Source organism: Acidovorax sp. FG27 (assembly GCF_040365715.1).
Classification (GTDB): domain Bacteria; phylum Pseudomonadota; class Gammaproteobacteria; order Burkholderiales; family Burkholderiaceae_C; genus Paracidovorax.
Genome location: NZ_BAABVY010000005.1, coordinates 1 through 23629, shown reverse-complemented (window position 1 = coordinate 23629; position 23629 = coordinate 1). Strand labels below are relative to the sequence as shown.

The following is a 23629-nucleotide window of genomic DNA, read 5'->3' as shown; positions in this document are numbered from 1 at the left end:
CGCCCGCTCCGGTCAGCGCGCCGCTGCGGCTCCGGGTGGCAGGGCCGCGCCGCTGCCTGACGCCAGGTGTGCCGTGACGACCTCCGCCAGCCAGTCCATCACCGCCCGCACGCGCCGCGGCACGTTGCGCCGGTTGGCGTAGATCAGCGTGAGCGGCATGGCCGGCGCGGCCAGTGCGGGCAGCACTTCGACCAGTTCGCCGCGCGCCAGCAGGTCGACCACGCCGAGCCGAGGCACCTGGATGATGCCCAGCCCCGCGAGGCAGGCGGCCATGTAGGCCTCGGCGTTGTTCACCGTCACCGGGCCCTGCATGGCGACGGCCACCGGCGCGCCGCCCACCACCGCTTCGAAGCCGGTGGAGCGTGCGCCCAGCGTGCTGACGAAATGCACCAGCCGATGGGCAGGCAGGTCGGCCAGCGACTGCGGCCTGCCGTGCGCGCGCAGGTAGCCGGGGCTGGCGCAGTTGACCAGGCGCGCCAGGCCCAGCGGGCGGGCGACCAGGCCGCCATCCACCACGGCGCCGGTGCGCAGCACGCAGTCGAAGCCTTCGCGCACCACGTCCACGCGCCGCTCGGTGCTGCTCAGCTCCAGCTCCAGCGCGGGGTGCCGCGCCAGCAGTTCGGGCAGGCGCGGCACGACCACGTTGCGCGCCATGCCGGTGGACATGTCCACCCGCACGCGGCCCCGCAGGCCGCTGCCGCCATCGGCGCCCTCGGCGTGCTGGAACATGGACTGCAGCTCGTCGACGTCGGCCAGCAGGTCTTTGCAGCGCTCGTAGTAGGCCTGCCCGTCCTGCGTGAGCAGAACGCGCCGGGTGGTGCGGTGCAGCAGGCGCGTGCCCAGCTGCGTTTCCAGCTGCTGCACGGCGGTGGAGGCGCGGGCCTTGGGGATGCCGAGGGCCTCGGCCGCCTGCGTGAAGCTGGCGAGCTCTGCCACGCGGACGAAGGTGTGCATGCGGTCGAAAGGGCTCATTGTTCTTTCTGAATGAACAGTGCTATCCATTTTCGATGGTTTATGAGCGGGCAGCCGATCAATAGACTGCATTCCATCACCTACCGATCCACCCCTTTCGTTGAAACGGAGCTCCCCCATGACCACCACGGCATCCCCCACGACCCCGTCCGCCCCGGCCACGAGCCCATCGGCCCGCCAGCCGGCCATCGCCCTCATCACCGGTGGCAGCCGGGGCCTGGGCCGCAGCGCCGCGCTGCACGTGGCGCGCTCGGGTGACGACGTGATCCTGACCTACCGCAGCCAGGCGTCCGAGGCGCAGGCCGTGGTCGCGGAGATCGAGGCGCTGGGCCGCCGCGCGGTGGCACTGCCGCTCGATGTGGCCGCCACCGCCACCTTCGCGGACTTCGCGGCGCGGGTGCGCGGCGTGCTGGCCTCGCACTGGCAGCGCGAGCGCTTCGACTTCCTGGTGAACAACGCGGGCTCGGGCGCGCACGCCGGCTTCATGGAGACGACCGAGGAGCAGTTCGACCAGATGGTCGCCATCCACCTGAAGGGCACGTTCTTTCTCACGCAGCAACTGCTGCCGCTGATGAACGACGGCGGGCGCATCCTCAACGTGTCTTCGGGCCTGACGCGCTTCGCGCTGCCGGGCTACGCGGCCTACGCCGCGATGAAGGGCGGCGTGGAGGTGCTGACCCGCTACCTGGCCAAGGAGCTGGGCGCGCGCGGCATCGCCGTGAACACGCTGGCGCCCGGTGCGATCGAGACCGACTTCGGCGGCGGCGCGGTGCGCGACAACGCGCAGATCAACGGCTTCATCGCGGGGCAGACCGCGCTGGGCCGGGTGGGCCTGCCGGACGACATCGGCGGCGCGGTCGCCGCGCTGCTGCAGCCGGGCACGGGCTGGGTGAATGCCCAGCGCATCGAGGCTTCGGGCGGCATGTTCGTCTGATGCGCCGCCAGGCGGCGTTGGCCCGGGGCCGCCGGCCCTGCGCATGAATTCAGGGTCAAATCACCTTCCGGCGCTTTTTCCACCTGGGCATTCAGCTATTACTTCGATAGCAAGCCGATGAATTCCCGGTGGCTGCGGCGCGGGTCAGAACGTTTCCCAGTCGTCGTCGCTGCCGCGCGCCGCCGGCGACGGGGGCGTGGCCGCGGCGCGGGGCTTGGCCGGCGGCGCCAGCCGGCTGGCGGTTGCCGGTTTGGCAGCGGACGCCACGGCGGCAGGTCGCGGCGCAGGCGCGGCAACCGCTGGCGCGCGCTGCGGTGCGGTCACCGCTCGCGGCGCGGCCGGAGCGACCGGCACCGCAGCCGCCGTGCGCAGCGCCTGCGCGGCCGCCTGCTGGCTGCCCGCGTCGATGCGGAACACGCTCACGGCCGCCGCCAGCTGGCTGGCCTGCGACTTGAGCGCGCCGGTGGCGGCCGCAGCCTCTTCCACCAGCGCGGCGTTCTGCTGCGTGACGGAGTCCATCTGCGAGATCGCCTGGTGCACCTGGTCGATGCCGGCGCTCTGCTCTTGGCTGGCGGCGCTGATCTCGGCCACCAGGTCGCTCACGCGCTGCACGCTCTGCACCAGGTTGTCCATGGTGCGGCCGGCCTCGGCGACCTGCTGCGAGCCCTCTTCCACCTTGGCGACGGAATCGCCGATCAGGCCCTTGATGTCCTTGGCCGCCGAGGCGCTGCGCTGCGCCAGCGCCCGCACCTCGCCGGCCACCACGGCGAAGCCCCGGCCCTGCTCGCCGGCCCGGGCGGCTTCCACCGCCGCGTTCAGCGCCAGGATGTTGGTCTGGAAGGCGATGCCGTCGATCACGCCGATGATGTCGCTGATCTTGCGGCTGGAATCGTTGATGCCCTTCATCGTGTCCACCACGCCGGCCACCACTTGCCCGCCCTGCGCGGCGGTCTGCGACGCGGAGGCGGCCAGCTGGTTGGCCTGGCGCGCGTTCTCGGCGTTCTGCTTGACGGTGCTGGTCAGCTCCTCCATCGACGCGGCGGTTTGCTGCAGGGCGCTGGCCTGCTGCTCGGTGCGCGACGACAGGTCCTGGTTGCCGGCGTCGATCTGGCCGGAGGCGGTGGCGATGCTCTCGGTGCCCGAACGCACGCGCCCCACCACCTGCGCCAGGCTGGTGTTCATGTCCTGCAGCGCCTGCAGCAGCTGGCCGGTCTCGTCGGTCGAGGTGACGGTGACCTGGCTGGTGAGGTCGCTGGACGCCACGGCCCGCGCCACGCGCACAGCCTGCGACAGCGGGCGCACGATGCCCCGCGTCAGCCACCAGGCGCACGCCGCGCCCAGCGCCAGCGCGGCCGTACCCAGCAGGATCAGCCAGAGGCGGCTCTGGCGGAAGATGCCGTCGATGTCGCGGGCGGTGGCGTCGATGCTGCCGCGCTGCATGTCCAGCAGGCGCTGGATCAGGGCCGTGTACTGGTCGGTCGCGGGCAGGAAGACCTGCGTGAGCAGGCGGTCGGCTTCTTCCGCCTGGCCGTCGGCCTTGGCCTTCACGGCCTGATCGCGCGACGACAGGTAGAGCGTGCGGGCCTTCTGGATCTCGCCCCACAGCGCTTTTTCTTCGGCGCTGTCCAGCAGCGGCTCGATGCGCTGCTGCAGCTGCGCGGCTTCCTTGGTGGTGGTGGCGATGTCGGCCGCGAAGAACTGGCCCAGCGACGGGTCGCTGCTCTTCACGATGGCGCTGGTGCGGCGCGCGGCGCTGTACACGTAGCGGTACCAATCGCTGATCATGCGTTCGTTGGCCAGCGGCTGCTGCGTCATCTCGCTGGTGGCCTGGGCCACGGTGTGCAGGCGCCAGACGCCGAAGGCCGTCATCAGGGCCATCAACAGCAGGACCAGGGCGAAACCTCCGCCCAGGCGGGCGCCGATCTTCAGGTGGTTCATGGGAATCTCTCAGGAATGGAAAGCCGCCGTCGGCTCCGTGGGAAACGTCAGCGCGTGAAGGCGTGCCTGCCCAGATATCGACAAGCGACGCACCAACTTGAAGCTGAATGCCTGCCATTCCGCAGGACGCAATGAAGCTACCGGGTAGTGAAGACCTGCGCATGTCCGCGTGACCGGCTGCGGGCAGCACTGCGTGCGTGCGTGCGTGCGTGCGGGCGGGCGGGCGAGTGAGCGAGGCGATCGGCCGTGCGCCCGGCTTGCGGCTCCGGGCTTGGCGAGGCTTGCTTGCGCTGGCTTCGCTGCCGTCCTGAACCACTTCCCCCCAGACCAAGACAGCCAGGACGCCAGCTCCTACTGTGTGCGCTCGAACCACGGACACCCGATGAGCGCCCACCCCCCTGAACCCTCGCAGCAGCCCGGCCTGGCGCATCCGCCCATGCCTGTCGTGCCCGCCTGGCGCAGCGCGTACCTGCGGGTGCTGACCTGGGCCTTCATGCTGCTCACCATCGCGCGGCTGGTGGCCTACTTGCCCACGAGCTGGGCCATCCTGCAAACCCGCGACTCCAGCCAGCACTCGCTCTGGACCTGGCTGATCTGGGTGGGCGCCAACCTGACCATGGCCGCCTGGCTGTACGAGCACAACGGCCAGCGCGTCGACAAAGCCATCGGCGTCAGCCTGGCCAACGCCGCCGCCTGCGCCCTGACCGCCGCGATGATCGTCTGGTTCAGATGATGGCGCGCCCGCAACCCCGCATGCGCGGCGGCAGACATCGCCGCCAGGACGCCGAGCCGACTGCAGCGCGCTTCGACGCGGGCCTCGACGTCAGCCGGCCGACCCAGTCGCCCGCGGCTCCACCACGGCCTTCATCCCGTGATGCCGGTTTTCATTGTCGTAAGGAGATATCCATGCAAGTTCGGGTTCAACGTCGCATCCGCAGCGGCCTGGCCGCCGCAGCCCTGGCGTGTGGCTGCATCACCACCCACGCCGCTCCAGCCGCCACTGGCTTTACCCCCCAGAGCGGCACGTGGATCGTGAGCGCCGAACTGGACGGCAAGCCCGGCCGCGGCCTCGCCATCGATGTGCAGGATGGCATCGTGGTGATGCAGATCTACAACTACCGCGCCGACGGTACGGCCACCTTCCACCTGGCCACGGGTCAGCTGGTGAATCAGCAGATGAGCGCGCCGCTCAGGTACTACCGGGGCGGGCCCTACTTCGGCAGCGGGCCGCTCACGGGCGTGGAGGCCGGCAACGCAGGCAATGTGCAGATCAGCTTCACGAGCGGGAGCACCGGCATCGTGCAGTTCCCGGGCGAGCCCCCGGTCGCCATGGAGCGCTACCGCTTCGAGGGCCTGCCGCAGGATCGGTTGGCCACTAAATTTTGGGTGCTGGCGTTGCTGGATGATGCTGGCAACGCGGCGGAGGTGCTCACGGGTGCCACCGGAGAATTCGACCAGGCCAGCGAGACACCCGGCGCACCCGGTCTGGCGATCGGGACGGAACTCGGAGACTTCAATAGGATCGCGCACTGCAGCTATTCCCCGGCCTCCTACAGCTTTCGCTGTGCTGGCAATGGCTGGAATGCCGAGTTCAAGGAATATGTCCGCCAGTTGAGCGGCACGCTCACCTGGGCGGGCACGACCTACCGCATGGTGGGGATGCGCTTTATGGACTTCAATAACGGCGCCGCCGATATCGAAGCGCCCGGGTTGGCGTTCACCCATACTCCCAACGACGGCACCTGGGTCGTGAGCTCGGAGCTCAACGGCAAGCCCGGCCGGGGCATGGCCATCGACACGCAGGGCGGAACGCTGGTGATGCAGGTCTACAACTACGACACGGCGGGCGATGCCACCTTTCATATGGCGATGGGTCCTTATCAGAACACGCAGGCCGGGGGGCCGCTCAAGCGCTATCAAGGTGGGCGCTGGTTCGGCAGCAGTGCGCGTTCGGGCACCGAGGCGGCCGATGCCGGCATGGTCTATCTGGCCTTCGACAACCCGAACAAGGGCGTGGTCCGCTTCCCCGGTGAAGGGCCCCGCACCATCGAGCGCTTCCGCTTCGGTGCCTCGCCCCCCGACCCGGCGAGTTTGCTGGGTACCTGGGCCCTGTATGACAGGACCAATGGTCTGACCACGACGTTGACGCTGAATTCGGTCTATGGCCCGAGTGCCCAATCGGTCGATGGCATGGTGTGCAGCTACAGCGATGCTGCCGCGCGCAAGGTGCGCTGCCTTCAGCGTGTGCGCGATTCCACTCTTGGCAACTACAAACTCGCCAAGGACTACCGCTTCGTGCTGAACGGCGACATGGCCTGGGGCAAGGCCATGCTCAAGAACGCGGCGGTGCCCATCGGCGAGGTGCCCAGCGACGCGGACATCAAGGATGGCACCCTGTACGGCATACGCGTGGTCGACCGGCATGGCATGCAGACCGGCCTGGGCCCGCTGCGATGACAGGGCGGCGGCCATGCGGTGGCACCCCGCATGGCCGGCAGCCCTTGACGCGTCGCCAGTGCGGCGGTGTGCGCCTTGCAACCCCTGCCGATCCGCCGCGCACCCGGTTCGCGCGATGCGTGCAGCAGCGGCCTGGTGTCCTGTCCCGCAATTAAGTTGGCTTATGAGATGGGGTCTTCCTCCGCAGGGCGGCGTTGCCAATCCTCGCGATAGCTAAGGCTATCGCCGCGGTTGGCGCCTTGCCCTGCGAAGGAATCCATCCATTTCATTTTGAGCCACTATTTGCGGAACAGCACACTAGCGGCGCGCCTGCGCACACTCGCTGCGCGTCTGCGACGGGGTCATGCCGTAGCGCCTGCGAAAGCTGCGGTTGAAATACGACAGGTCGTTGAAGCCCACATCCAGGGCGATCGCGCCGATCGGCCGAACCATCAGGCGCGGGTCGGCCAGCATGCGCCACGCCAACGCCAGGCGCCGCTCCAGCACCAGGGCGCTGAAGCTCAGCCCCTCTTGCTCCAGCAGCATGTGGAGATAGCGCGGAGTGATGCCTTGCCTCGCCGCGACCATCGCCGCCGACAGCGCAGGGTTGGTGAAATGGTTCTCGATGTCCTGCTTGACTGCCAACAGTCGCGCTGCGCGCACCCCTCGGCCGTGAGCGAGTTGCGCCACGTCCCCCGGCGCACCGGCGACCAGTGCCACCAGATCGTAGACATGGAGCGCCGCCGCACGCTGCAGCGGAGGTGTCGCCAGCGCCCCCTGTTGCTCGTGCAGCAGCCGCACGTACCCCGACAGCATCGCCGCCGCCGCATTGCCACGCTGCGGGCGCAGCAGCGCCGCATCCACGTCGATGTGCATCGCTGCGAGCCGCTTGCGGCTCAGAGTCGCCATGCATATCTGGGACGACGTGTGGGCCGCGACGGTCGCGATCTGACCCGGTATGTTCAGGACCGCATCGCCATCGGCCAGGTCCCACTGGCGGCCTCGCGCGGTGAACGTGCTCTGCCCCTGGTTCCAGCGCGTCAGCATCACATGGTCTTCACCACCACCGGTGGTCGGATGAATGCAGAGCGAAGGCGAGGTATTTCCCAGGCCCAGCATCAGGTCCTCCAGACCCGTCACGCCACCCGCCATCGCCAGTGGTACTCCGTCCACGGGCTCTACGTGCACGCCACCCACTCTTTGGGTGAATTCCTCTTGAAAGGCGTGGAGCCTTCGCCGGTCGCGGATAGGCTCGGTACGGACCCAATGGGTCAATGGCCCGCCTGCATTCGTAGCGTAGTTGTCCATTGAAGCGCTCCTCGTACTGTGCCGCTCGAGAACGGCAGACGAAACACCGCTGGCGCCGAACCAGGCCAGATGTGCTGGCTTTTCCCGGCGACTCAGGCTCGGGCCGGGGGACGGTCATGGAGTGGCAGTCCACCCTGGCGACCTGACCCGTCGCATTCGCATGGCCCTCCCATGATCTTCTGAAGCATTTTCACGCGGTAGCGTCGGAATGGCTCTTTTGACAATTCGACGAAGTGTCTATCCGTTCATCCGCAGCACCCGCCGGTACTGCATCGCCTCGCCCACATGCGCCACGCCAATGCCCTCCGCGCCCGCCAGATCGGCGATGGTGCGCGCCACCTTCAGCGCACGGTGCGTGCTGCGGGCCGACCAGCCCAGCCGCTGGGCGGCGGCCTGCAGGAAGCGGCCGGCGGCGTCCTCCAGCGCCAGATGGGCGTCGATCTCGCGGCCCTGCAGCGCCTGGTTGGGCTTGCCCTGGCGGTGCACGGCCCGTGCGCGCGCGGCTTGCACCCGCTCGCGCACGGCGGCGCTGGGTTCGCCCGCGGGGGCGCCCAGCAGTTCCTCGGCCGGCATGGCGGGCACTTCCACATACAGGTCGATGCGGTCGAGCAACGGACCGCTCAGCTTGCCCTGGTAGCGCGCCACCTGGTCGGGCGTGCACCGGCAGGCGCGCTGCGCCGAGCCGAGAAAGCCGCAGGGGCAGGGATTCATCGCCGCGATGAGCTGGAAGCGCGCCGGGAACTCCGCCCGCTGCGCCGCCCGGGCGATGGTGATGCGGCCGGTTTCCAGCGGCTCGCGCAGGGCTTCCAGCGCGGAGCGGGCGAACTCCGGGAACTCGTCGAGAAAGAGCACGCCTTCGTGCGCGAGGGAGATTTCGCCCGGCCTCGGGGGTGAGCCGCCGCCCACCAGCGCGATGGCGCTGCAGGTGTGGTGCGGGTGGGCGGTGATGCGCCGCATCCAGCGGTCGGGCTCGAAGCGCCCGGCCAGGCTGGCGATGGCGGCGCTCTCCAGCGCTTCCTGCACGGTCATCGCGGGCAGCAAATCGGCGAAGCGGTGCGCCAGCATGGACTTGCCCGAGCCGGGCGGCCCCACCAGCAGCAGGCCGTGGCCGCCCGCCGCGGCGATCTCCAGGGCGCGCTTGGCCATGGCCTGGCCCTTCACGTCGGCCAGGTCGGTGGAAGGCGCCCGCACCGGCCGGGCGGCGGGGCGCATGCGGGTCCACCCGTCACCGGCGCCGTCTCCGTCCCGCGCCGCATCGGCGTCGGCGTCGGCGCTGGCCGCAGGCCCGCCGGGCAGGAACTGCCGCACCACGTCGAGCAGATGGCGCGCGCGGTAGATCTCCGTGCCGGGCACCAGGGCGGCCTCTTCGGCGCTGCCGGGCGGCAACACCATGCGCGGGCGCGCCTCGTCGAGCGCTCCCAGTGCCAGGCTGGTAGCCAGCGCGCCGCGCACGGCGCGCAGTTCGCCCGACAGCGACAGCTCCCCCGCGAACTCGTAGCCCGCCAGCCGCACCGCGTCGACCTGCCCGCTGGCCGCCAGGATGCCGATAGCGATGGGCAGATCGAACCGTCCCGAGTCCTTCGGCAGGTCGGCCGGCGCCAGGTTGACCGTGATCTTCTTGTTGGCGGGGAACTCCAGCCCCGCGTTCTGCAGCGCCGAGCGCACGCGCTCCCGTGCCTCCTTCACTTCCACATCGGCGAGCCCCACCAGCGTGAAGCTGGGCAGGCCATTGGCCAGATGGACCTCCACCGTCACCGAAGGCGCCTGCAGCCCCAACAAGGCGCGACTTTGCACCAAAGCAAGACTCATCTCTTTACCTCTCCCCAGGCAGGTGCATACCTTGGTCACACCCGCTCGTTGTGCCCGTTATTGCACCAAGGTGGTGCCTTGCGTTACCGCTTGCATGCGTTGTAACGCAGTGGTTCTATGGGGAACTGTACGCCGATTGCACGCGCTCATGGCTAAGCGGATGGCACGGTCCATGCTTTGAGCGGTTGCTCTCACATCAACTCTCGGGGGAATTCCATGATTCGCACTGCCCTTCCAGCATTTGCACTTGCTGCTGCCGCCCTGCTGCCCACGCTGGCCAGCGCCCAGCTGACCGGTAACGTCGCCCTGACGACGAACTACAAGTTCCGTGGCCAGGACCAGGACGCGAGCAAGTCCAAGGCCGTGAAGCCCGCTATCCAGGGCGGTCTGGACTACACGTTCGGCGAGAGCGGCTTCTACCTGGGCAACTGGAACTCCAGCGTGGACTGGCTCCCTGGCAATTCCATCGAGATGGATTTCTACGGCGGCTACAAGTTCAAGGCCGGCGATGTCGACCTGGACGTGGGCGCGCTGACCTATGTCTACCCCGGCAACACCGCCGGCAACACCACCGAGCTGTACGGCGCGGCCACCTACGGCCCGCTGACGGCGAAGTATTCGCACACGGTGTCGAAAGACTACTTCGGCTGGGCTGGCGCCAAGACATCCAGCAACCGGGGCCGCAACACCGGCTACCTGAACCTGGCCTTCGCGCAGGAAGTGGCGCCCAAGACCACGCTCAAGGCGTCCGTCGGCTTCACCCGCTTCGCCAGCGACATCAAGGACCTGGGCGTGCCCAACTACATGGACTACAGCGTGGGCGGCGCCTACGACTTCGGCTCGGGCCTGTCGCTGGGCGCGGCGGTGGTCGGCGCCAACAAGAAGAACTTCTTCGGTGACGTCAACAAGTCACGCCTGATCGTCACCCTGACCAAGACCCTTTAACCCACCACCCATCACCGTGGGCGCCCCGCGCGCCCCCATCGGAGGAAACGCAACATGAAAATGGTGACAGCCATCATCAAACCCTTCAAGCTCGACGAGGTGCGCGAAGCCCTCTCGGACATCGGCGTGCAAGGGATCACCGTGACCGAGGTGAAAGGCTTCGGCCGCCAGAAGGGCCACACGGAGCTGTACCGCGGCGCCGAGTACGTGGTCGACTTCCTGCCCAAGGTGAAGATCGAGGCGGCCGTCTCCGACGACCTGGTCGAGCGCGTGATCGAGGCCATCGAGGGCGCCGCGCGCACCGGCAAGATCGGCGACGGCAAGATCTTCGTGGGCCACCTGGAACAGGTGGTGCGCATCCGCACCGGCGAGACCGGCAAGGAAGCCCTGTAAGGCGCACCCCGGCATTCCACCCCGATACACCTTCTGAGTATTGCCATGAAAAAACTGCTTGCTTCCTGCCTGCTGGGCTTGAGCCTGATGACCGCCGGCACCGCCGTGCTGGCCCAGGCGCCTGCCGCCTCCGAACCGGCCGCCGTGACGGCCTCCGCTCCGGCCGCTGCAGCCCCCGCCGCTGCGCCCGCAGCAGCCGCTGCCGCACCCGACGCCGCCGCCCCTGCCGCTGCGGCCCCCACGCCCAAGGTCGATTCCGGCGACACCGCCTGGATGCTGACCTCCACCCTGCTGGTCATCCTGATGACCATCCCGGGCCTGGCCCTGTTCTACGGCGGCCTGGGCCGCTCCAAGAACATGCTGTCGGTGCTGATGCAGGTCTTCGTGATCTTCTCGCTGATCTCGCTGCTCTGGGCGATCTACGGCTACAGCCTGGCGTTCTCCGGCGAGGGCAAGTTCTTCGGCGGCTTCGACAAGGTCTTCCTCAAGGGCGTGACCCAGGAAACCTTCGGCGCCCTGGCGACCATCCCTGAGTACGTTTTCTTCGCCTTCCAGGGCACCTTCGCCGCCATCACCGTGGCGCTGATCGTCGGCTCGTTCGCCGAGCGCATGAAGTTCGCCGCCGTGCTGATCTTCTCGGCGCTGTGGTTCACCTTCAGCTACGTGCCCATGGCCCACATCGTGTGGGGCGGCGGCCTGCTGGCAGCCGACGGCGCGCTGGACTTCGCCGGCGGCACCGTGGTGCACATCAACGCCGGTATCGCCGGCCTGGTCGGCGCCTATGTGGTGGGCAAGCGCATCGGCTTCGGCAAGGAAGCCTTCACGCCCCACTCGCTGACGCTGACCATGGTGGGCGCCTCGCTGCTGTGGGTGGGCTGGTTCGGCTTCAACGCCGGCTCGGCCGGTGCCGCCAACGCCAACGCGGGCCTGGCCTTCGTGAACACCGTGCTGGCCACGGCCGCTGCCACCCTGTCGTGGATCGCGGGTGAAGCGCTCTCCAAGGGCAAGGCTTCCATGCTGGGCGCCGCTTCCGGTGCCGTCGCCGGCCTGGTGGCCGTCACGCCTGCCGCCGGCTTCGTCGGCCCGATGGGCGCCATCGTGATGGGCCTGATCGCCGGTGTGGTCTGCCTCTGGGGCGTGGGTGGCCTGAAGCGCATGCTGGGCGCCGACGACGCGTTCGACGTGTTCGGCGTGCATGGCGTGGGCGGCATCGTGGGCGCCATCCTGACCGGCGTGTTCGCATCCCAGGGCCTGGGCGGCACGGGCGGCCTGACGCCCGACACGTTCAGCATGGGTGCCCAGGTCTGGGTGCAGGTCAAGAGCGTGCTGTTCACCATCGTCTGGTCCGGCGTGGTGGCGTTCATCGCCTACAAGATCGCCGACCTGCTGGTGGGCCTGCGCGTGAGCGAGGAAGCCGAGCGCGAAGGCCTGGACATCAGCTCGCACGGCGAGACGGCCTACCACCGTTGATGGGACGGGGCCGCCGCGGCCCTGGTGTCTGGTGGCACCGGGCCGCGGCGGGTTTCAACCCCCGAAGTTTTTGCAAGCTACTCCTCTGGACATTCAGCCCGCCGCAAGGTGGGCTTTTTTTTGGCTCTTCGGTTTTTTGGGGATCGGAGCAGCGCCGTTCGCGCCTCGACCGCGACCAGTGATCGGCATGAGCGACAGGCGCCCAAGCGCGGTTGGAATGGCGGGTGGTTGCAAAGACGGGCGAATGGGCGCCCGCAGGTTTGGCTTCGGTGGTGCCGACCAGACCGTCAGCGCATCGACAGCGCCCCGCTCAGGTCGCGCGCGCCGTCAGGCGGCTGGCTTGCGCGCGGCGCCGGGCATGGTGGCCAGCTTCATCATCGCCTGCACGCGCTCACCGAAGGCGTGCAGCTCGAACGGCTTGGTCAGCACCTGCATGCCGGCGGGCAGGTGGCCGTGGCTGAGCACGGCGTTCTCGGCGTAGCCGGTGACGAAGAGCACCTGCAGCGTGGGGTGCAGGGTGCGCGCGGCGTCCGCCACCTGGCGGCCGTTCATGCCGCCGGGCAGGCCCACGTCGGTCACCAGCAGCTTGACGGACGCATCCGCCTGCAGGGCCTGGATGGCGCGGGAGCCATCTCCTGCCTCCAGCACCCGGTAGCCCATCTCGCTCAGCATCTCGACCATCAGCAGGCGCACGGAGGCTTCGTCGTCCACCACCAGGATGGTTTCGCCCAGGCCGACGCCGTCGAGCGCGGGCTGCGTGCCGCCGGCTTCCTCCACCGTCTCGTCCTGGCCGACGTAGCGCGGCAGGTACATGGAGACGGTGGTGCCCGAGCCCACCGTGGAATGGATGCGCGCCTGCCCACCGGACTGGCGGGCGAAGCCGTACACCATGGACAGGCCGAGCCCGGTGCCCACGCCGATGGGCTTGGTGGTGAAGAAGGGGTCGAAGGCGCGGGCGATCACTTCGGCCGGCATGCCGCCGCCGTTGTCGCTGACCGCGATGCACACGTAGGGGCCCGGCTGCATCTCATAGTCGCGGGCCATGGCGTCGCCCATCACGCGGTTGGCGGTTTCGATCATCAGCTGCCCGCCCTCGGGCATGGCGTCGCGGGCGTTGATGCACAGGTTCAGCAGCGCGTTCTCGAGCTGGCTGGGGTCGGCATGCACCGGCCAGACACCCGCCCCCGCCACCACGTCGAGCGTGATCTGCGGGCCGATGGTGCGCCGTACCAGGTCCTCGAAACCGGCGATCAGCTGGTTCACCTTGACGACTTTGGGCTCCAGGGTCTGCTGGCGCGAGAAGGCCAGCAGCCGGTGCGTGAGCGCCGCCGCCCGCTTGGTGGCCGTCTGGCCGATGTCCACGTACCGCAGGGCGGACGACTCCTCGCCCAGCTTGCGGCGCAGCAGCTCCAGACTGCCGGAGATGGCGCCCAGCAGGTTGTTGAAGTCGTGCGCGATGCCGCCGGTGAGCTGGCCCACGGCTTCCATCTTCTGCGACTGCCGCAGCGCCGCCTCGGACTTCATCAGCTCGGCCGTGCGCTCCTGCACCTTGCGTTCCAGCGAGTTGGCCAGCGCATGCAGGCGCTGTTCGGCGCGCCGGCGTTCCACCGCATGGCGCGTGCGGTGCGCCACCTCGCGGATCAGGCTCATCTCCTCTGCCGTCCACTGCCGGCTGGTCGCGTGGTTCAAATACAGCAGCGCGACCAGGCCGCCCTCTTCGCTCACGGGCATGTTGATGACGGACTGCGCGCTGATGGCGATCAGGGCGTCGGCGTTGTCGCGGGTACGCGGGTCCAGCCGCGCGTCGGCGAACACCACGGTCTCGCCGCGCTTGAGGTCTTCGATGTAGCTGCCGTAGTCGCGAAAGCTCAGTACGCCCGCGAGCGTGTCGATGCCGGGCGCGTTCCAGTCGCGCTCGATGGTGATGGTCTCCGCATCGCGGTCCACCATGCCGTAGCCGGCCCGGCTGACGTCGAGCACCCGGCCCAGCGCCTCCGCGGCGCGGTAGGCGATGTCGGAGGGGTCGGGCACCACGCCGAACACCTCGAGGTCGAGCAGGTCCAGCAGCTGCGCGCGCCGCCGCGACAGCATGGTGTCGGTGATCTCCTGCGAAATGCCGGCCATGTAGAGCGGGCGGCCGCTGCCGTCCGACTCCAGCCGGCCGACCACGCGCACCCAGGCGAGCTGCCCGTCATGCCGCTGGATGCGGTACTCGATCCGGTAGTCCTCGCCCGTCGCGATGGTGTGGGCCACCGCCGCGCGCATGCGGGCCTGGTCGTCGGCATGCACGGCGTCGAGCAGTTCCTGGTAGGTGAAGGGCAGATCGGGATCGCGCCCGAAGTTCCGCTTGCAGTGCGGCGACGCGTAGAGCGTGTTGCCCTGCAGGTCCACCTGCCACACGCCCAGGCCGCCCGCGTCGGTCGCGGTGCGCAGCCGGGCTTCGCCGGCTTCCACCTCGCGCACGCGCTGGGCGAGCTCTTCGGTCAGGCGCTCGGCCTCTTCCTTGGCCTTGCGCAGCTCGGCCTGCGCGGCGATGCGGGCGGCGCGTTCTGTCACCTCGCGCATTGCCCGGTCCAGCACGGAGGGCAGGCGCGACAGCCGGCCCTTGCTCACGTAGTCGGTGGCGCCCTGCTTGAGCAGCTCGACCGCATTGTCCTCGCCGATCACGCCGGACACGAAGATGAACGGGGCCTGCGGTGCGCGCTCGCGCGCCATCAGCAGCGCCTCGGTGCCGCTGAAGCCGCCCAGCTCGTGGTCGGACAGGATCACGTCGAAGCCGCCCTGCTCCAGCGCGGCCGCGTAGTCCGCACCGTTGCGCACCACCTGCAGCCGGGCACGCGGATAGGCGGCCGACAGCGATTCCTGCAGCAGCTCTGCGTCGAAGGCGGAATCTTCCAGCAGCAGCACCCGCAGCGGCTGCTGGGAACGCTCTTGCGCCGACCGCTCAGTCATGGCGGCGGCTGGCGCGCAGGGACCCTGGTGGCGGCTCGTTGAGTACCGCCCAGAACATGCCCAGGTCGGCGATCGACGACACGAACTGCTTGAATTCGACCGGCTTGACGACGTAGGCATTGACGCCCAGCTCGTAGCTGCGCAGCAGGTCGGCCTCTTCCTGCGACGAGGTCAGCATCACCACCGGCACGCTGCGCAGCGCGGGCGTGCTGCGCACCGCCTCCAGTACCTCCAGGCCGTTGACCTTGGGCAGTTTCAGGTCGAGCAGGATCACCGCCGGGTTGCCCTCCTGGCGGCTGGCGTATTCGCCCTCGCGGCGCAGGTAGTCAAGCGCGGCCGCGCCGTCGCGCATCACCACCACGTCGTTGGCCAGCTGGCTGCGCTCCAGCGCCAGCAGCGTCAGTTCCTGGTCGCGCAGGTCGTCTTCGACGAGAAGAATGGGTTTAAGCATGGCCGGACGGGATGGCGGGAGAGGGCATGGCCTGGGCATTTTGCCCGGAGCCGGGCAGCACGAAACCGAATGTAGCGCCCTGGCCGGGCTCTCCCCGGGCCCACACGCTGCCGCCGTGCCGCTCCACGATGCGCTTGACGTTGGCCAGGCCGATGCCGGTGCCCTCGAATTCCTCGCTCTGGTGCAGGCGCTGGAACACGTTGAAGAGCTTGCCGACGTACTGCATCTGGAAGCCCACGCCGTTGTCCTGCACCTCCAGCCCCTGTCCCTGGGCGTTGCGCACGGCGCGGACGTGGACCACGGCCGGCGACCGGTCGCGGCTGTACTTGACGGCGTTGCCGATCAGGTTGCGCACCGCCACCTGCAGCAGCAGCGGGTCGGCGGTGAGCGCGGGCAGGCCGGCTTCCACGTGCCACTCGATCTGGCGCTCGCGCTCGTGGCGCGCGATCTCGCGCACCAGCCCCTGCACCAGGCTGTCGGTGTCCACCCGCTTGAGGTTGAGCGCGGTGCGGCCCATGCGCGAGAAGTCCAGCAACGCGTCCACCAGCTGCCCGGCGAAGGCGGCGGCGTCCTTGACGTGGTGCATGTAGCGGTGCGCCCGTTCGCTGAGCGCGGCGCCCTCGGCGTCCATCACCAGGTCGACATAGCCCGCGATATGGCGCATGGGCGCACGCAGGTCGTGCGACACGGTGTACGAGAAAGCCTCCAGCTCCTTGTTGGCGCGGCCCAGCTCGCTGGCCATGGCGGCCAGTTCCTCGGCACGGCGCAGCACGATGCCGATGAGCGCCTGGCGCAGCTCGGCCACCGCCGCCGTCTCCGCCGCCGACCATGGCAGGCAGCGCCCGCCGATCTGTTCGGCCCAGCGCTCGAAGCTGCGGCGCGGGTGGATGCGGCCCGCCGCGTCGGGCGGCGACGAGGGCTTGCGCGGGTCGCCGGCCCAGGTCACCGTCTGCACCACCTCGGGCCGGAACCACAGCAGCACGTGGCGGTGCACCTGCGAGATCGAGATGGCCAGCACGCCCGCGGCCGTTGGCTGCCAGGCGGCGGCGGGCAGGTAGTGGGCACCGAGCTGCGCGCTTTCGTACACCTCCGTCCCCAGCCCGGCGATCCAGCCGGCCAGCTCCAGCAGCGCCTCCTGGGGCGGCGTCTCGCCAGTCGTCCAGACCTGCTCGTCGAGCACCACCGCCGCTCCGGTGGCCCGGGCCATGCGCAGGAGCAAGGCGGGCTCGTGCAGGATGCGGCGCAGGCTGGCGTCGCTGTCGGCCAGCTGGGCCACGAGCTGCAGCGTCCAGTGGCGCAGCTCCAGCCGCGCGGCCACCTCGGCGTTGGCCTGCAGGGCCTCGACCTGCATGGACAGCAGCTGGCCCAGGTGGGTGCAGGCGGCGCGCATGTCCGCGTCCAGCAGGCGCGGCGCATGGTCGTGGCAGGACGCGAGGCCCCAGAGCCGCCCATCCACCACAATGGACACGGACAGCGACGCCAGCGTGCCCATGTTGCGCATGTATTCCAGGTGCACCGGCGAGACGCTGCGCAGGAAGGCCTGCGACAGGTCGATGTCGTGCACGGCGGGGCCGTCCGCCGCGGCCAGCAGCGGCACGGGCTGATAGGTGGCGTCGGGAATCAGCCGGAAGCGGTTGGCCAGGTACAGGGCCCGGGCCTGCTTCGGAATGTCGGCGGAGGGAAAGTGCAGCCCCAGGTAGCTGTCGTAGCCAGGCTCGAGGGCCTCGCCCAGCACCTCGCCGTGGCCGTCTTCGTCGAACCGATAGACCAGGCTGCGGCCGAAGCCGGTCAGGCGCTGCAGTTCGCGGGCCGCCAGCTGGGCCAGGGCCTCCACGCTCCTGGCGGCCTGCAGGCGGGGGAGGAAGTCCCGCGCCACGGTGTAGATGGGCGCTTCGTGGCGCCGCGGGCCGGCCTGCGGCTCGCATTCCACAATGAGCTGCGTGGCGTTGCGGTGCGCCCAGCAGTCGTGCATTCGGTCGCCCAGGCGCAGGCTGCCCACCTGCACGGCGGACCCGTCGGCCGGGGTGGCGCGCAGCACCTGCGCGTCGAGCGCCGCCAGGGCTTCGGCCGCAGGCTCGGTCCAGTTGGCGCTCCAGGCCTGCAGGGCCAGCGTGGCGCCATCGAGCACCAGCATGCGGCCATGCGACTGGATCGCGCCCGGCACCCGGATGGGTTCGATGTCGCAGAGGGTGAGGTCGGGGGTCGGTGTCAAGGCAGGTGCAGGAGTCGAGGCGGCGGGGGCGCTGTCGGGCGCGCGATGGGCGCGCAATAGGCGGATCATGCCAGCAAGAGCCCACCGCCATCGGGTAGAGTGGGCAAAGATGGGCGCCCCTGCCGCCCGGCCGCTGGCCCGTCCGCAGGCACGGGCCCACCCCACCCCCAGCCCACTGAATCCGCCACCCGCTAGGAGTCTGCCCGCATGTCCTGGACCGCCGTCACCACCGAGCCATCGCAACTGGGAGAGTCGCCGTTCTGGCACCCCGAAGAGCGCTGCCTCTACTGGGTGGACATCGCCGGGCGCCTGGTGTCGCGGGTGGACCCGGCGTCGGGCCGCGTGGACCACTGGCCCATGCCCACCGAGCCCGGCTGCATCGCGCCCGTGCGGGGCGGCGGCCTGGTAGTGGCGCTGCGGGCCGGCATCTTCTGGGCGCGCGAATGGGGCGGCACGCTGGAGCCGGTCGCGCAACTGCCCTTCGACCCCGCGACCGAGCGCGCCAACGACGGCAAGTGCGATGTGCTGGGCCGCTTCTGGGTGGGCTCCATGCACGAGCCGAAGGAAGGCCCGCGCCAGCCCGTGGGGGCGCTCTATTGCGTGGATGCACGGGCCGGCGGCCCGGCCACCGTGCGCCGCATGCTGGGCGGGGTGGCCACGGCCAACGGGCTGGCCTGGTCGCCCGGCGGCGAGACGCTCTACTGGTGCGACACGCCCACGCACGAGATCCGCACCTGGCGCTGCGACGCGGCGCTGGAGCCGCATGGCGAACCGCACGTGTTCAAGACGTTCGACCCCAAGCCCGCTGGCTGGCAGCCCGGCGCCGCGGACCAGCCAGGCCAGGCGGCCTACGGCGGGCGGCCCGATGGCGGCACGGTGGACGCGCAAGGCGCCTACTGGAGCGCGGCCTACGAAGGCGGCCGGGTGCTGCGCCTGTCACCCGCCGGCGAGGTGCTGGCCGACCTGCCCCTGCCCGTGCGCTGCCCCACCATGCCCTGCCTGGGCGGCGACGACGGCCGCACGCTGTTCGTCACCTCCGCGCGCCAGGGCCGCCCGGCCGAGGAACTGGCCGCGCTGCCCGGGTCGGGCTGCATCTTCTCCACCCGGGTCGAGGTGCCGGGCCTGCCCGTCGCCTGCTTCGATCCCGGCAGCCGCTGAGGGCGGCGACACGACACGCCGCCCGGGGTGGGCGGGCGGCCCTTCCGCTCACACGCGCCGTTCAAAAAATTCAAGGGCCGCGCACGCCCTCGGCGCGGGGTGCTGCCGTACCATGGCCGGATGGATTCAGCCCTCAGCCAGATCGTCGAGCGCGTGCGCGCCAGTGCTTCCGACCAACGCCCGCTGCGCTTGCGGGGCGGCGGCACCAAGGACTTTCACGGTGGTGCCGCGCTGCAGGGTGACGTGCTCGACCTGCGGCCTCTGGCCGGCATCGTGAGCTACGAGCCCAGCGAGCTGGTGGTGACCGCCCGCGCCGGCACGCCGCTGGCCAAGCTGGAGGCGCTGCTGGCCGCGCAAGGCCAGTGCCTGCCCTTCGAGCCGCCCCACTTCGGCGACGGCGGCACCGTCGGCGGCATGGTGGCGGCCGGCCTTTCGGGGCCGGCGCGGGCCAGCGTGGGCGCGGTGCGCGACTACGTGCTGGGCCTGGAGCTGGTCAACGGCCGCGCCGAGCTGCTCCGCTTCGGCGGGCAGGTGATGAAGAACGTGGCCGGCTACGACGTCTCGCGCCTGATGGTGGGCGCCTGGGGCACGCTGGGCGTGATCACCGAGGTCAGCCTGAAGGTGCTGCCCGTGCCGCCGGCCGAAGCCACGCTGCGCTTTGCCTGCACCCAGGCCGACGCGCTCGCCCGGCTGCAGGCCTGGGGCGGCCAGCCCCTGCCGCTCAACGCCAGCTGCTGGGTGGACCCTGCGGACGACGGCACGGGCGGCCCCGGCCGCGAAGGCACGCTGTACCTGCGCCTGCGCGGCGCCACGGCGGCGGTGGAGGCCGCCTGCCGCACCCTGGGCGGCGAGCGCATGCCGCAGGCCGCCACGGCGGCCGACTGGGACGCCTGCCGCGACCAGACCCTGCCCTGGTTCGCCGACCGCGCCGCGCGGCCCGGCCATGCGCTCTGGCGGCTTTCGGTGCCCGCCACCGCCCCGGTGCTGCCCCTGCCGGCGGGCGTGGCGGCGCCGCTGATCGAATGGCATGGCGCGCTGCGCTGGGTGCAGGCGCCGCTGGAACACGGCGCGGCGCTGCGGCAGGCCGCCCGGCAGGCGGGCGGCAGCGCTACTCTTTTCATAGCGGATGGCGCTCATTCCACGGGCGCCAGCGGCCATTTCGACTCTCAGTCGCCAGCGCTGGCGCAGATCCACGCCCGGCTGCGCCAGGCGTTCGACCCGGCGGGCCTCTTCAACCCCGGCCGCCTGGGGCTGGGCGGATAGCCCCATGCGGCTGCTGCGCCACCTGACCGGCCTGCACCGCACGCGCGCCACCAACCGCGTGCTGGGCCTGCTGCTGGCCTTCATCGCGGGCGCGGTGAATGCCGGCGGCTTTCTGGTGCTGGCGCGCTACACATCGCACATGACGGGCTTCACCTCGCAGGTGGCCGACTCGCTGGTCACCGGCGACATGCAGGTGCTGCTGGGGGCGCTGGGCGCCATCCTGGCCTTCCTGGCCGGCGCCGCCACCGCCGCCATCCAGATCAACTGGGGCCGGCAGTACCGGCTGCGCCACCTCTACGCCCTGCCGCTGCTGCTGGAGGCCGCGCTGATGCTGCCCTTCGGCCTGATGGGCGCGCTGACGCTGAGCTGGTCCACGCCCTTCGCCGTGCCGCTCACGGTGCTGCTGCTGTCCTTCATCATGGGCGTGCAGAACGCCGTGGCGTCCAAGGTGTCGGGCGGCAAGATCCGCACCACGCACATGACCGGCAACTTCACCGATCTGGGCATCGAGCTGGGCAAGGCGCTCTACTGGAACCGCTTTCGCACCGAGGCCACCCGCGTGCGGCCCAACCTGGACCGGGTGCGGCTCTTCGGCGGGCTCATCGCGGCCTTCGTGCTGGGCGGCGTGGCCGGCGCCGCCGGCTTCAAGTACGTGGGCTTCGTCTGCGTGCTGCCGCTGGCCGCGCTGCTGCTGTGGCTGTCGCTGCCGGCCTATCTGGACGACCTGCGTCACAACCGCGCCCTGCGCGACTGGACCTTCGGCTGGTGGGGCCACCTGCGCCCGCGCCGTGGCGCGCCCCCCGCAGCCAGCGGCGACGGGCCGCCGCGCTGACCCGGCCGCCCCCGATTCCCACGATTCCCTACAAAATCACGATGCAAACCAACCTCGCCCCCCACTACCAGGGCACGCCCGAAGGGCAGGAGGCCGAGGCCATCCTGCGCAAGTGCGTGCACTGCGGCTTCTGCACCGCCACCTGCCCCACCTACCAACTGCTGGGCGACGAGCTGGACGGCCCGCGCGGCCGCATCTACCTCATCAAGCAGGTGCTGGAGGGCGAAACCCCCACGCGCAAGACCCAGTTGCACCTGGACCGGTGCCTGACCTGCCGCAACTGCGAAAGCACCTGCCCGAGCGGCGTGCAGTACGGCCATCTGGTGGACATCGGCCGCAAGCTGGTCGACGAACAGGTGCCCCGCCCGCTGGGCGAGCGCGCCACGCGCTGGGCGCTGAAGGAAGGCCTGCCCTCGCCCCTTTTCGCCCCCGCCATGAAGGCCGGCCAGGCCTTGCGCGGCCTGTTGCCCGAGGGCTTGCGCGCCAAGGTGCCCGCCCCCCAGCAGGCCGGCGCCTGGCCGGTGCGCGAACATGCCCGCAAGGTGCTGATGCTGGCCGGCTGCGTGCAGCCCGCCATGCTGCCCAACATCAACCGCGCCACGGCCCGCGTGCTCGACGCCGCCGGCATCCAGACCATCGTCGCGCCGCAGGCCGGCTGCTGCGGCGCCGTGAAGTTCCACTTGAACGACCAGGACGGCGGCCTCGCCCAGGCCCGCGCCAACATCGATGCCTGGTGGCCCTACGTGGACCGCCCGGAGGGCGTGGAGTGCATCGTCATGAACGCCTCCGGCTGCGGCGTGATGGTCAAGGACTACGGCCACCTGCTGCGCAGCGACGCGCAGTACGCCGAGCGCGCGGCCCGCATCAGCGCGCTCACGCGCGATTTGTCGGAGCTGCTGCCCGACCTGCTGCCCGAGCTGGCCGAGAAGCTGCAGGGCCGCATCGACCCGGGCCGCGCCCTGCTGGCCTACCACCCGCCCTGCACGCTGCAGCACGGCCAGAAGCTGCGCGGCGGCGTGGAGGCGCACCTGACGGCGCTGGGCTTCAAGGTCCGCACGGCGCGCACCGAATCGCACCTGTGCTGCGGCTCGGCCGGCACCTATTCGGTGTTGCAGCCCGAACTGGCCTACCCCCTGCGCGACCGCAAGCTGGCGGCGCTCGGCGACGCCTTCGGCGAGGGGGAGGAACCCACCGCCATCCTCTCGGCCAACATCGGCTGCATCACCCACCTGCAAAGCGGCACGGACGTGCCCGTGCGGCACTGGGTGGAGGTGCTGGACGAGGCACTGCGCCCTGGCGCGGTGTAGGCCTGGCAGCTTCGGCCAGCGGCGAACTGGCATGATGGCGGGTTTTCCGCCGCGCAGCCAGGCGCGGCGGGGGCGCCCATGCCCCCTGCCGCCACCGCTGCCCGGCCGCACCGCCGTGACCCGACCGCACCCTTGACCGCCATGACCGACAACGCGACCGCACCCGAATCCCAGAACCCCGCACCCGCCGCTGGGGCCGAAGCACCGGCCATGGACGGCCAGAGCGCCACGCCGGCCGAAGCCGGCGCGGCCGGCGCCGGCGGCGAAGCCCGCGCGCCCCGCTCCCGCCGTGGCGGCCGGGGCCGATCGGGCGGTGGCGGCGGCAATGGCCAGAATCGCCAGCCGGCCGACAGCCCGGCAGCCGGCACGCCGCCCAAGGGCCCGAGCGGCCCGCGCCGCACGCACCCCGCGCTGGAGCAACTGGCCGGCTTCTATCCGCACCTCTTCGGCGCGCAGTTCCTGCCGCTCAAGCGCGGCATCTTCCAGGACCTGCAGGACGCCCACCCCGGCGTCTTCGAGAAGGAAGACCTGAAGGCCGCGCTCGGCATCCACACCCGTTCCACCCGCTACCTGCAGGTGGTGGCCGAAGGCCGCCAGCGCCATGACCTGAGCGGCCAGCCGGTGGAAGCCATGGCGCCCGAACACGTCCACCACGCCCTGCTGGAAGTGTTCCGCCGCAAGAAGCCCCGCGACGGCGAAGACCTCGTGGCCAAGCTGCGCCGCCGCATCGCCCAGGCCTACGAAGCCTCGGGCCTCACGCGCGAGGCGTATGACGCGCTGGTGCGCGGCCGCGACGAGCGTGCCAACGCCCTGCTGGACGAAGCGTTTGCCGAAGTCGCCGAACGCGACGCCCGCGCCGAAGCCCTGCTGCGCGCCTACGAGGCCAGCGGCTGCAGTTCGGTGGAGCAGTTCGCCGACATGTATGGCATGGACGCGCGCACGGCCGAGCGGCAGTTGCAGCGCGGGCGCCAGTTGCATCAGGCCCGCGCTACCGCCGCGGCAGCCGCTCCCGTCGACCAGGCCGAGCCATCGACCGGAGCCTGACCGGCCTCGGCGTGGCCGTGGCTAGCCCAGCGCGGCCTCGATGTCTCGCGCCAGCGACTCCGGCTTGTCGGTGGGCGCATAGCGGCGGATGACCTGGCCGCCACGGCCGACGAGGAACTTGGTGAAGTTCCACTTGATGGCCTGGGTGCCCAGGATGCCGGGCGCCTCGGCCGTGAGCCAGCGGTAGAGCGGCGTCGCCTCGGCG

18 protein-coding genes and 1 pseudogene are annotated in these 23629 nt (G+C 70.5%); 11 read left to right on the top strand and 8 right to left on the bottom strand.

The genetic code is table 11. The features are described 5' to 3' along the window. Positions 1-12: 12 nt before the first annotated feature. Positions 13-972, bottom strand: coding sequence for a LysR family transcriptional regulator (locus tag ABWV53_RS03820; RefSeq protein WP_353363135.1), 960 nt, complete (start codon positions 970-972; stop codon positions 13-15). A 118-nt stretch (positions 973-1090) separates the two neighbouring features. Between ABWV53_RS03820 and ABWV53_RS03815 the strand changes: the two genes are divergently transcribed. Next, positions 1091-1906, top strand: a complete 816-nt coding sequence (locus ABWV53_RS03815) for an SDR family NAD(P)-dependent oxidoreductase (protein ID WP_353363133.1) — start codon at positions 1091-1093, stop codon at positions 1904-1906. A 144-nt stretch (positions 1907-2050) separates the two neighbouring features. On the opposite strand, the gene ABWV53_RS03810 is transcribed toward ABWV53_RS03815, so the two are convergent. Next, the gene (locus ABWV53_RS03810) at positions 2051-3844 is read right to left on the bottom strand and encodes a methyl-accepting chemotaxis protein (protein WP_353363131.1); all 1794 of its coding nucleotides are present in this window, start codon (positions 3842-3844) and stop codon (positions 2051-2053) included. A 382-nt stretch (positions 3845-4226) separates the two neighbouring features. Here ABWV53_RS03810 and ABWV53_RS03805 point away from each other — a divergent pair, with 382 nt between their 5' ends. Next, positions 4227-4577: a hypothetical protein gene (locus ABWV53_RS03805; protein ID WP_353363129.1), complete on the top strand. Its 351-nt coding sequence runs from the start codon at positions 4227-4229 to the stop codon at positions 4575-4577. 173 nt (positions 4578-4750) lie between these two features. Then, entirely contained in the window at positions 4751-6301 is a 1551-nt protein-coding gene (locus tag ABWV53_RS03800) for a hypothetical protein (protein WP_353363127.1), read from the top strand. A 297-nt stretch (positions 6302-6598) separates the two neighbouring features. Here ABWV53_RS03800 and ABWV53_RS03795 read toward each other — a convergent pair whose 3' ends face one another. Together ABWV53_RS03795 and ABWV53_RS03790 are read right to left on the bottom strand one after the other, a co-directional pair. Next, the gene (locus ABWV53_RS03795) at positions 6599-7588 is read right to left on the bottom strand and encodes an AraC family transcriptional regulator (RefSeq protein ID WP_353363125.1); all 990 of its coding nucleotides are present in this window, start codon (positions 7586-7588) and stop codon (positions 6599-6601) included. Between the two features lie 237 nt (positions 7589-7825). After that, entirely contained in the window at positions 7826-9397 is a 1572-nt protein-coding gene (locus tag ABWV53_RS03790; protein WP_353363123.1) for a YifB family Mg chelatase-like AAA ATPase, read from the bottom strand. A gap of 216 nt (positions 9398-9613) precedes the next feature. Here ABWV53_RS03790 and ABWV53_RS03785 point away from each other — a divergent pair, with 216 nt between their 5' ends. Genes ABWV53_RS03785 through ABWV53_RS03775 form a run of 3 tightly spaced genes read left to right on the top strand, consistent with a single transcriptional unit; the run spans position 9614 to position 12205 of the window. After that, entirely contained in the window at positions 9614-10342 is a 729-nt protein-coding gene (locus ABWV53_RS03785) for a TorF family putative porin (protein ID WP_353363121.1), read from the top strand. A gap of 54 nt (positions 10343-10396) precedes the next feature. Next, positions 10397-10735 carry a P-II family nitrogen regulator gene (gene glnK / locus ABWV53_RS03780; RefSeq protein WP_056664993.1) on the top strand — a complete coding sequence of 113 codons (339 nt, stop codon included), beginning with the start codon at positions 10397-10399 and terminating at the stop codon, positions 10733-10735. Between the two features lie 45 nt (positions 10736-10780). Next, the gene (locus ABWV53_RS03775; protein WP_353363118.1) at positions 10781-12205 is read left to right on the top strand and encodes an ammonium transporter; all 1425 of its coding nucleotides are present in this window, start codon (positions 10781-10783) and stop codon (positions 12203-12205) included. A gap of 327 nt (positions 12206-12532) precedes the next feature. Here ABWV53_RS03775 and ABWV53_RS03770 read toward each other — a convergent pair whose 3' ends face one another. Genes ABWV53_RS03770 through ABWV53_RS03760 form a run of 3 tightly spaced genes read right to left on the bottom strand, consistent with a single transcriptional unit; the run spans position 12533 to position 17820 of the window. Then, the gene (locus tag ABWV53_RS03770; protein WP_353363116.1) at positions 12533-15157 is read right to left on the bottom strand and encodes a response regulator; all 2625 of its coding nucleotides are present in this window, start codon (positions 15155-15157) and stop codon (positions 12533-12535) included. Further along, on the bottom strand, positions 15150-15608 hold the full coding sequence (locus tag ABWV53_RS03765; protein ID WP_353363114.1) for a response regulator: 459 nt from the start codon (positions 15606-15608) through the stop codon (positions 15150-15152). Before ABWV53_RS03765 ends, ABWV53_RS03770 begins: the two co-directional genes overlap by 8 nt. Then, positions 15601-17820 carry an ATP-binding protein gene (locus ABWV53_RS03760; RefSeq protein WP_353363112.1) on the bottom strand — a complete coding sequence of 740 codons (2220 nt, stop codon included), beginning with the start codon at positions 17818-17820 and terminating at the stop codon, positions 15601-15603. The genes ABWV53_RS03765 and ABWV53_RS03760 overlap by 8 nt, the downstream gene beginning before the upstream one ends. 207 nt (positions 17821-18027) lie before the next feature. Between ABWV53_RS03760 and ABWV53_RS03755 the strand changes: the two genes are divergently transcribed. The 5 genes from ABWV53_RS03755 (at position 18028) to ABWV53_RS03735 (ending at position 23424) form a co-directional block, all read left to right on the top strand. Then, complete coding sequence (locus ABWV53_RS03755; protein WP_353363110.1) at positions 18028-18978, top strand: SMP-30/gluconolactonase/LRE family protein; 951 nt, start codon at positions 18028-18030, stop codon at positions 18976-18978. A 120-nt stretch (positions 18979-19098) separates the two neighbouring features. Then, positions 19099-20241: a glycolate oxidase subunit GlcE gene (gene glcE, locus ABWV53_RS03750; RefSeq protein WP_353363108.1), complete on the top strand. Its 1143-nt coding sequence runs from the start codon at positions 19099-19101 to the stop codon at positions 20239-20241. Positions 20242-20245: 4 nt separating this feature from the next. Then, a complete protein-coding gene (locus tag ABWV53_RS03745; protein WP_353363106.1) occupies positions 20246-21073 on the top strand; it encodes a YoaK family protein in 828 nt (275 codons plus the stop codon). A gap of 41 nt (positions 21074-21114) precedes the next feature. After that, positions 21115-22380, top strand: coding sequence for a glycolate oxidase subunit GlcF (gene glcF, locus ABWV53_RS03740; protein ID WP_353363104.1), 1266 nt, complete (start codon positions 21115-21117; stop codon positions 22378-22380). A gap of 141 nt (positions 22381-22521) precedes the next feature. Further along, a complete protein-coding gene (locus tag ABWV53_RS03735) occupies positions 22522-23424 on the top strand; it encodes a ProQ/FINO family protein (RefSeq protein ID WP_353363102.1) in 903 nt (300 codons plus the stop codon). 21 nt (positions 23425-23445) lie between these two features. Here the strand turns inward: ABWV53_RS03735 and ABWV53_RS03730 are convergent. Beyond that, positions 23446-23629: pseudogene (locus ABWV53_RS03730) on the bottom strand (glutathione peroxidase); the annotation flags it as partial.

What these genes read in the sequence shown, in the direction of transcription:
- ABWV53_RS03820 (WP_353363135.1), bottom strand. Translation starts at nt 972, where the DNA reads ATGAGCCCTTTCGACCGCATGCACACCTTCGTCCGCGTGGCAGAGCTC.
- ABWV53_RS03815 (WP_353363133.1), top strand. Translation starts at nt 1,091, where the DNA reads ATGACCACCACGGCATCCCCCACGACCCCGTCCGCCCCGGCCACGAGC.
- ABWV53_RS03810 (WP_353363131.1), bottom strand. Translation starts at nt 3,844, where the DNA reads ATGAACCACCTGAAGATCGGCGCCCGCCTGGGCGGAGGTTTCGCCCTG.
- ABWV53_RS03805 (WP_353363129.1), top strand. Translation starts at nt 4,227, where the DNA reads ATGAGCGCCCACCCCCCTGAACCCTCGCAGCAGCCCGGCCTGGCGCAT.
- ABWV53_RS03800 (WP_353363127.1), top strand. Translation starts at nt 4,751, where the DNA reads ATGCAAGTTCGGGTTCAACGTCGCATCCGCAGCGGCCTGGCCGCCGCA.
- ABWV53_RS03795 (WP_353363125.1), bottom strand. Translation starts at nt 7,588, where the DNA reads ATGGACAACTACGCTACGAATGCAGGCGGGCCATTGACCCATTGGGTC.
- ABWV53_RS03790 (WP_353363123.1), bottom strand. Translation starts at nt 9,397, where the DNA reads ATGAGTCTTGCTTTGGTGCAAAGTCGCGCCTTGTTGGGGCTGCAGGCG.
- ABWV53_RS03785 (WP_353363121.1), top strand. Translation starts at nt 9,614, where the DNA reads ATGATTCGCACTGCCCTTCCAGCATTTGCACTTGCTGCTGCCGCCCTG.
- glnK (WP_056664993.1), top strand. Translation starts at nt 10,397, where the DNA reads ATGAAAATGGTGACAGCCATCATCAAACCCTTCAAGCTCGACGAGGTG.
- ABWV53_RS03775 (WP_353363118.1), top strand. Translation starts at nt 10,781, where the DNA reads ATGAAAAAACTGCTTGCTTCCTGCCTGCTGGGCTTGAGCCTGATGACC.
- ABWV53_RS03770 (WP_353363116.1), bottom strand. Translation starts at nt 15,157, where the DNA reads ATGACTGAGCGGTCGGCGCAAGAGCGTTCCCAGCAGCCGCTGCGGGTG.
- ABWV53_RS03765 (WP_353363114.1), bottom strand. Translation starts at nt 15,608, where the DNA reads ATGCTTAAACCCATTCTTCTCGTCGAAGACGACCTGCGCGACCAGGAA.
- ABWV53_RS03755 (WP_353363110.1), top strand. Translation starts at nt 18,028, where the DNA reads ATGTCCTGGACCGCCGTCACCACCGAGCCATCGCAACTGGGAGAGTCG.
- glcE (WP_353363108.1), top strand. Translation starts at nt 19,099, where the DNA reads ATGGATTCAGCCCTCAGCCAGATCGTCGAGCGCGTGCGCGCCAGTGCT.
- ABWV53_RS03745 (WP_353363106.1), top strand. Translation starts at nt 20,246, where the DNA reads ATGCGGCTGCTGCGCCACCTGACCGGCCTGCACCGCACGCGCGCCACC.
- glcF (WP_353363104.1), top strand. Translation starts at nt 21,115, where the DNA reads ATGCAAACCAACCTCGCCCCCCACTACCAGGGCACGCCCGAAGGGCAG.
- ABWV53_RS03735 (WP_353363102.1), top strand. Translation starts at nt 22,522, where the DNA reads ATGACCGACAACGCGACCGCACCCGAATCCCAGAACCCCGCACCCGCC.